General features: G+C 64.6%; 8 protein-coding genes and 1 pseudogene. All 9 read left to right on the top strand.

The window, feature by feature from the left end:
• Positions 1–332: 6,7-dimethyl-8-ribityllumazine synthase (locus EOA29_RS18910; protein WP_127221282.1), on the top strand; the 332-nt coding region annotated here is incomplete at its 5' end.
• Positions 329–823 carry a transcription antitermination factor NusB gene (nusB, locus tag EOA29_RS18905; RefSeq protein WP_126094231.1) on the top strand — a complete coding sequence of 165 codons (495 nt, stop codon included), beginning with the start codon at positions 329–331 and terminating at the stop codon, positions 821–823. The genes EOA29_RS18910 and nusB, both read left to right, overlap by 4 nt.
• Positions 820–2,046 (top strand): MFS transporter, encoded by a 1,227-nt coding sequence (locus EOA29_RS18900; protein WP_126094230.1) that lies wholly within the window; start codon positions 820–822, stop codon positions 2,044–2,046. Before nusB ends, EOA29_RS18900 begins: the two co-directional genes overlap by 4 nt.
• A gap of 147 nt (positions 2,047–2,193) precedes the next feature.
• Complete coding sequence (locus tag EOA29_RS18895; RefSeq protein WP_189350099.1) at positions 2,194–2,520, top strand: GYD domain-containing protein; 327 nt, start codon at positions 2,194–2,196, stop codon at positions 2,518–2,520.
• A 425-nt stretch (positions 2,521–2,945) separates the two neighbouring features.
• Complete coding sequence (locus EOA29_RS18890) at positions 2,946–3,857, top strand: ABC transporter substrate-binding protein (RefSeq protein ID WP_126094229.1); 912 nt, start codon at positions 2,946–2,948, stop codon at positions 3,855–3,857.
• Positions 3,858–4,187: 330 nt separating this feature from the next.
• Entirely contained in the window at positions 4,188–5,351 is a 1,164-nt protein-coding gene (locus EOA29_RS18885) for an ABC transporter permease (protein ID WP_126094228.1), read from the top strand.
• Positions 5,348–6,283: an ABC transporter ATP-binding protein gene (locus EOA29_RS18880; RefSeq protein ID WP_126094227.1), complete on the top strand. Its 936-nt coding sequence runs from the start codon at positions 5,348–5,350 to the stop codon at positions 6,281–6,283. Before EOA29_RS18885 ends, EOA29_RS18880 begins: the two co-directional genes overlap by 4 nt.
• Positions 6,280–7,029, top strand: a complete 750-nt coding sequence (locus EOA29_RS18875; protein ID WP_126094226.1) for an ABC transporter permease — start codon at positions 6,280–6,282, stop codon at positions 7,027–7,029. The genes EOA29_RS18880 and EOA29_RS18875 overlap by 4 nt, the downstream gene beginning before the upstream one ends.
• A 295-nt stretch (positions 7,030–7,324) precedes the next feature.
• Positions 7,325–7,573, top strand: a pseudogene (locus EOA29_RS18870) (sodium/proton-translocating pyrophosphatase); the annotation flags it as partial.
• Between the last annotated feature and the right edge of the window lie 57 nt (positions 7,574–7,630).

Genomic DNA, 7,630 nt, shown 5'->3' with positions numbered 1-7,630 from the left:
TTCCCGGCTCGCTGGAAATACCGGCCGTCATTACCTTCGCGCTGGATGGCGCCGCCGAAGGCGGCACGCACTATGACGGCTTCGTCGCGCTCGGCACCATCGTCCGTGGCGACACCTATCATTTCGACATCGTCGCTAACGAATCGAGCCGTGCGCTGATGGACCTTTCGGTGCAGGAAGCGGTCGCGATCGGCAACGGCATCCTGACCACCGAGAACGACGCGCAGGCGTGGACGCGTGCCCGCCGCACTGAAGGCGACAAGGGCGGTTTCGCCGCGCGCGCGGCGCTGACCATGATCGCGCTGAAAGAGAAATTCGGAGCCCAATCGTGACCGAGCCTGCCCAGACCGGTGCGGTGCGCCACGCCAACAAGCGCGGTGCCGCTCGTCTTGCCGCTGTCCAGGCGCTCTATCAGATGGATGTGGCAGGCAGCGGTGTCTTCGAGATCACCGCCGAATACGAGGCCTTCCGGCTGGGCAAGGAAGTCGACGGCGCGCTCTATCGCGAGGCCGACGCGCAATGGTTCCGCGCCATCCTGACCGGCGTCGTCGACAACCAGAAGACCATCGATCCCGTCATCCGCCAGGCGCTCACCGACGACTGGCCGCTGTCGCGGCTGGATTCGACGCTGCGCGCCATCCTGCGCGCCGGCGTCTATGAGCTGATGAAGCGGGACGACGTGCCGGTGGCCGTCATCGTCTCGGAATATGTCGATATCGCCAAGGCCTTCTACGAGGAGGATGAGCCGAAGCTGGTCAATGCCGTGCTCGATCGCGTTTCGCGCCGGGTGCGAGGCGAGGGACGCGGCAAGGACGCATCATGACGGCCGCCACGGCCGTGGTCGCCGGAGCCGGCCGCGAAGCGCGCCGCACGGCGCTGCTGCTCGCCGCGGCGCAGGCGATCGTCGGCTCCGCGGCACCCATTGCCATTTCGCTCGGGGCGCTTGCCGGCCAATATCTGCTCGGCCCCGACAAATCGCTGGCGACGGCGCCGGTCACCGGCTTCAACCTCGGGGTGGCGCTCGGCGCGCTGCCGGCAGCCGCGATCATCCGCCGGCTAGGCCATCGCGGCGGCTTCATGACCGGCACCCTCATCACCGCGCTCGGCGGCCTGATCGCGACGCTGGCGCTCTTTCAGGCGAGCTTCTGGCTGTTCGCCTTCGGCCTCGGCGTGATCGGTGTCGGCGGCGCCTTCGTCCAGCAATTCCGCTTCGCCGCCGCCGATAACGCGCCGCCGCAATTCAAGGCGCGCGCCATTTCCTTCGTTCTGGCCGGCGGCATCGTCACCGCCATCCTCGGGCCGCAGATCGTCATCTACACCCGTGAGCTTCTGGCGCCGGTGATGTTTGCCGGATCCTTCGCCTCGATCCTGATCCTTGCAGCGGTCGGCGCCGTCGTCCTTTCCTTCCTGCACATTTCCACAGGTAAAAGCGGCTCCGCGGAAACCGCCGCAAGCGACGCCCGCCCGCTGGTCGAGATCGCCACCCAGCCGCGCTTCGTCGCGGCACTATTCTGCGCCGTCTGCGCCTATGCGCTGATGAGCTTCGTCATGACCGGCGCGCCGCTCGCCATGGTCGGCTGCGGGCTCTCGACCGACGATGCCACGCTCGGCATTTCCTGGCACGTCATGGCGATGTTCGGGCCGAGCTTCTTCACCGGTTCGCTGATCCACCGCTTCGGCGCCGAACGCATCGTCGCCATCGGCCTGGTTCTGCTCATCGGCTGCGCAGCGGTGGCGCTTTCCGGCCTGGAGCTCTGGCATTTCTGGACGGCGCTGATCCTGCTCGGCCTCGGCTGGAATTTCGGCTTCATCGGCGCGACCGCCATGGTCGCAGCGAGCTACCACCCATCCGAAAAAGGCAAGGTGCAGGGTTTTCACGACTTCGTCCTGTTCGGCTCCGTCGCCTTCGCTTCGCTGATGTCGGGCGCGGTCTACAATGCCTGGGGCTGGACCATGCTGAACTGGGTCGTGTTCCCGGTTGTTGCGCTCTGCTTCCTGGCGCTCGGCGCCTTGAGGATCACGGGATTGCGCCGACCCGGCATATGACGCTGGAAGTCGGGATCGGCCGCGGCCGATGCTGTGGAACCCATCCTCCGCACACCTGCCGGTTCCAGGATACGGAAATGATTCGCGCCTTTCCGGTTTGAGCGGTAAATTTGCCTGAGGGGAGTGACTCTGACGGAGGAGCGAACCATGGCAATGTATCTCACGCGCTTCAGCTATACACCCGAGACGTGGGCGCGGATGATCGAAAATCCCGAGGACCGGCGCAACGCGGCTCGTTCGTACATTGAGTCTGCGGGCGGAAAGCTGCACGGGTTCTGGTACGCTTTCGGCGAACACGATGGCTGGAATCTCTGGGAGGCGCCGGACAATGTGTCGATGGCCGCCGTCGCTCTCGCCATCGGTGCCGGCGGCGCGCTGAGTTCGTTCGAGACCACCGTTCTCCTCAGCGTCGAGGAGACGATTGAAGCTCTCGGCAAGGCGAAGTCGATCCGTTATCGACCGCCGGCAACATAAGGTGTGTCGCCCAAAAGCGCGCAGCGGCTAGAGCAATTCCAGGAAAAGTGTGTAACGGTTTTCCGTCCGGAATTGCGTAAAAACAAATGGTTAGAGCGGTTCAGCGATTCTACCAAACGCTGAACCGCTCCAGAATACGAAACGCACAAAAGCAATAATCAAGGCGCGGCACGTCTGTGCCGGGCTTCCGCCGGAAGGGATCATGCACCAAATCGAGGCGCCCAGCGTCCTATGCGCCTCTGAAAGGCCGCGACGTCGAAGCTGACACGACGCTGTCGGGACCCGGCGTGGCGCACCCGTTCGCGCCGGGAACAAAATTATTGCGTGCATCTCCTTAGTTATGAAACCGTGTACCCCGACGGCGCGTTAAAGCCATGCTCATATGCGGCCACCAGTCTATCGGCTCACAGCAAGGGATTTTCACAATGTTTTCAATCGGAAAGCTCGCCGCAGCGGCGATCGCATTCGGCATCGCCACAGCCTCGGCGCACGCTCAGGTGGTGGTCTCCTCGAAGATCGACACCGAAGGCGGCGTGCTCGGCAACATCATCGAGCTGGTTCTGAACGCCAACAACATCAAGACCACGGACCGCATTCAACTAGGCGCGACGCCGGTTGTGCGCAAAGCGATCACCGCCGGCGAGATCGACATCTATCCCGAGTATACCGGCAATGCCGCCTTCTTCTTCCAGAAGGCGGACGACCCGGTGTGGAAGGACGCCGCCAAGGCCTACGAAACCGCCAAGAAGCTCGACTATGACGCCAACAAGATCGTCTGGCTGTCGCCGTCGCCCGCCAACAACACCTGGGCGATCGCGCTGCGCAAGGAAGTGGTCGACGAGAACAAGCTGGCTACGCTGTCGGACTTCGGCAAATACGTCTCCGGCGGCGGCAAGGTGGTGCTGGCCGCCTCGGCCGAGTTCGTCAATTCGGCTGCGGCCCTGCCGGCCTTCCAGACCACTTACGGCTTCAAGCTTAAGCCGGACCAGTTGATCACGCTTTCCGGCGGCGACACGGCGGCGACCATCGCCGCCGCCGCCAATCAGACCAACGGCGCAAACGCCGCCATGGTCTACGGCACCGATGGCGGCATCCAGCCCTCCGGCCTTGTCGTGCTCGAGGATGACAAGGCCGTGCAGCCCGTCTACCAGCCCGCGCCGATCATCCGTGAGCAGGTGCTCAAGGAGCATCCGGAGATCGAGACGCTGCTGAAGCCGGTCTTCGCCAAGCTCGACCTTGCCACGCTGCAGCAGCTCAACGGCCGTGTCCAGCTGGGTGGTGAACCCGCGAAGGGGGTGGCGGAAGACTTTTTGAAGAAGAACGGGTTCTTGAAGTAATCAGGCGGGGATCGCGACACGCGTGCGAGTTGGAGAGGTGCGGTCGGCGGAGCTGCCAATCTCCCCCCTTGCGGGGGAGATGTCCGGTAGGACAGAGGGGGGTGCTGTCCCGCCGACTTCTCAGCCGATTGTAGCTTCGCCATCCAACAATCTTCGCTTCTCGCAAGCCCTTGCCCGGAAGGTAGCGATCCTTCCCACCCCCCTCTGGCCTGCCGGCCATCTCGCCCGCAAGGGGGGAGATCGGATGTCGCGCAGGGTTTCGCCAATCTCCAAGGTTGCGGGATTTACCACGTCCGCGAGGCTCTCTGTCGCTGCTCCGGAGAGGTCTCGATGACCCTCCGCTTCGACAAGCTCGGCGTGGTTATTGCCGCCATCGATGCCTATGCCGCCTTTGCGGCACCCTTCGCCACCTTCCGCGCCAACCGCATCGTGCCCGGACAGGCGCGCCCGATCCTCGAGGCGCTGCCTGCGGCGCTAGGCGCCCTGCTGCTGGCGATATTGATTGCCGGCGGCATCGTCGCGCTTCTGCGAACACCGCTCATCCTCAGGCTGGCCGCCAGCGTCTTTGCGCTTGTCGCTCTCGCCATCCTGATCGGCATTGCCGGCACCTTCCTGACGCCCGCCGGCAACACTTTTGCCCGCGTCGCGCCGGCCTCGGGATTCTGGCTGCTGATCTTTGCCTTCACGTTGCTTCTGGCCGATGTTCTGACCAGGCTTGACCTCTCGCCCTTGGCGCGTGTCGGCGTTCTTGCCGTCGCCGCGCTCGCCATCGGCGCGCTGCTTGCCTCGGGAAGCTGGGACAGCCTTTCCATCCTCAAGGAATATGCCAGTCGCGCGGACAGTTTCTGGGCGGAAGGCTCCAAGCACATCACGCTGGCGCTCGGCTCGCTGGCAGTTGCGGTGGTCGCCGGAATTCCGCTGGGCATCCTCTGCCACCGCGTCGAGCCGCTGCGGGCAGGGGTGCTGAATGTCCTCAACATCATCCAGACCATTCCGTCGATCGCGCTGTTCGGCCTGCTGATCGCACCGCTCGGCTGGGTCGCCGCGCATGTGCCGGGCGCGGCGGCTATCGGCATCAGGGGCATCGGCACCGCGCCGGCCTTCGTCGCGCTGTTTCTCTATTCGCTGTTGCCGGTGGTGGCGAACACCGTGGTCGGCCTGGCTGGCGTGCCACGCGCCGCCAACGATGCAGCGCGCGGCATGGGCATGACCGACCGCCAGCGCCTGTTCGATGTCGAGTTCCCGCTTGCCTTTCCCGTGATCCTTACCGGCATCCGCATCGTGCTGGTGCAGAATATCGGGCTCGCCACCATCGCGGCGCTGATCGGCGGCGGCGGCTTCGGCGTCTTCGTCTTCCAGGGCGTCGGCCAGACGGCGATGGACCTCGTGCTTCTCGGCGCGCTGCCTACCGTGGCGCTGGCCTTCGCCGCGGCCATCATCCTCGATGCGGTCATCGAAATGACCTCCACCAAGCGCAGGGCGGAACCCGCATGATCGAGATCGAAAGCATCACCAAGCGCTATAACGGAACGCCCGTTGTCGACGACGTCTCGATGGTCATCGAGCCGCGCACTGTTTGCGTCATCGTCGGCACCTCCGGCTCCGGCAAGACGACGCTGCTCAGGATGATCAACCGGCTGGTCGAGCCGACTTCGGGCATCATCAAGATCGACGGCGCCGACAATCGCTCGCTGCCCGGATACGAGCTGCGCCGCAGCATCGGCTACGCCATCCAGGGCCATGGGTTGTTCCCGCATCGCACGGTGGCGCAGAACATCGCCACCGTGCCGCTGCTGCTCGGCTGGGACAACGATCGCATCAAGGCTCGCGTCGAGGAATTGATGACGCTCTACCTGCTCGATCCTCAAGCCTATGGTCCGCGCTATCCGCATGAACTCTCCGGGGGCCAGCAGCAGCGCGTCGGCGTCGCCCGCGCGCTCGCCGCGGAACCCAATGTGCTTCTGATGGACGAGCCCTTCGGCGCGCTCGATCCGATCATCCGCACCAAGGCGCAGGAGGATCTGCTGGCGATCCAGAAGCGCTTCGGCACCACCGTCATCCTCGTCACCCACGACATGGAGGAGGCGATCCATATGGGCGACAGGATCGCCGTCATGGATGCCGGCAAGGTGCTGCAATACGCCAAGCCGGCGGAGATCCTGGCGAGGCCGGCAAATGGCTTCGTCGAGACCCTGGTCGGTTCCAGCGAGCGGCCGTTCCGGCTCCTGTCGCTCGGCCGCGCGCGCGATGCCGTGGAGCCCGGTGGTGCCGAAGGCGAGGCGATCCCCGGTGAGGCCAGCCAGCGCGATGCATTGGCCGAGCTTCTATGGACTGGTCGTCCGGCGCTGCCGGTGAAGGATGGCAACGGCAAGCTCATCGGCCGCATCACCGTGGAAGGGCTGGTGAAGCGGGCGAGGCCGGCATGAAGGCTTGGCTGCCTGCGCTATTGAGGCTGGCGCTTCTGGTGCTGCTGGTGGCTTTCATCGCCAGCCCGGTCTCGTTCGAGCCGCTGCTGAAGCCCCTGACCGAGAACGGCGCGCCGGCGATCTACAACCAGGGCAGCCTGCTGACGCTGACATTGCTGCATCTGAGGACGGTGCTCGTCGCCACGGTTGCCGCGACGATCGTCGCCGTCGCGCTCGCCATCCTGGTCACCCGCCCGGCCGGCGCCGAGTTCCTGCCGCTGTCGCGCAGCCTGGTCAATATCGGCCAGACTTTTCCGCCGGTCGCGGTACTGGCGCTGGCCGTGCCGGCGGTGGGATTTGGCGAGAAACCGACGCTGATCGCGCTCTTCCTCTACGGGCTGCTGCCGATCTTCGAGAACGCGCTGACCGCGCTCACCACGCTGCCAGGCAATGTCATGGAAGCGGCGCGCGGCGCAGGCATGACCGGCTGGCAAAGGCTGATGAAGGTCGAATTGCCGCTGAGCGCCCCCGTGATCCTCGGCGGCATCCGGCTTTCCGTGGTCATCAGTCTCGCCACTGCCACCATCGGCTCGACCGTGGCGGCCAAGACGCTGGGCGAGGTGATCATCGCCGGCCTGATCTCGAACAACCTTGCCTTCGTGCTGCAGGGCGGCCTGATCGTCGCGGCGCTCGCGGTGCTGATCTATGACGGCCTGTCGGCGATCGAGCGCTACGCCGCGCGTCGCATGGGGCGGGAAGCAGAGTAGCCGATTTTCAGATTTGATCCTCGCCGATCTCCGCCATTGTCAACAGATGCCCACCGGATGATCTACGCGCCGTCATTTCAATCGATCTAAGAGCACGATGGCGCCCGCTGGTGAGTCGCCGTCTTCGTCTTTCGGGTGAAAGCAGGGCAAAAACCGAACAATATCTTGACGTTCCAAACCCTGTTTCGCATACACGCCAGCGAAGGTGGCGGATTCCGCTTGGCGGCAATGCGTCTCCCGTCTCAACGGCCCAGGGAGGGGTTCTTCTGGGCCAACAATCGAGGAAAATCCGGCAATGACCATCATTACCGCCGTCATCGCCTGCGGCTTGCTGTCAGTTCTGTACGCCATCTGGGCGACACGTTCGGTCCTTGCGTCCGATCAGGGCAATCAGCGCATGCAGGAAATCTCCGCCGCCATTCGCGAAGGCGCCCAGGCATATCTGGCGCGCCAATACACGACCATCGCCGTCGTCGGCATCGTCGTGCTTCTGCTCGCCTGGTGGCTGCTCTCCATCACTTCCGCGATCGGCTTCCTGATCGGACGCAAGGACCGAACGTGTCGCCCAGATGGCGTACAGAACTGACAGCAAGCCGCAGGC

Origin of the sequence: Mesorhizobium sp. M1E.F.Ca.ET.063.01.1.1 (genome assembly GCF_003998155.1) — a bacterium.
GTDB lineage: Bacteria > Pseudomonadota > Alphaproteobacteria > Rhizobiales > Rhizobiaceae > Mesorhizobium.
Note: the sequence above shows the minus strand (reverse complement) of the source record. Positions and strands in the feature narration are given on the sequence as shown.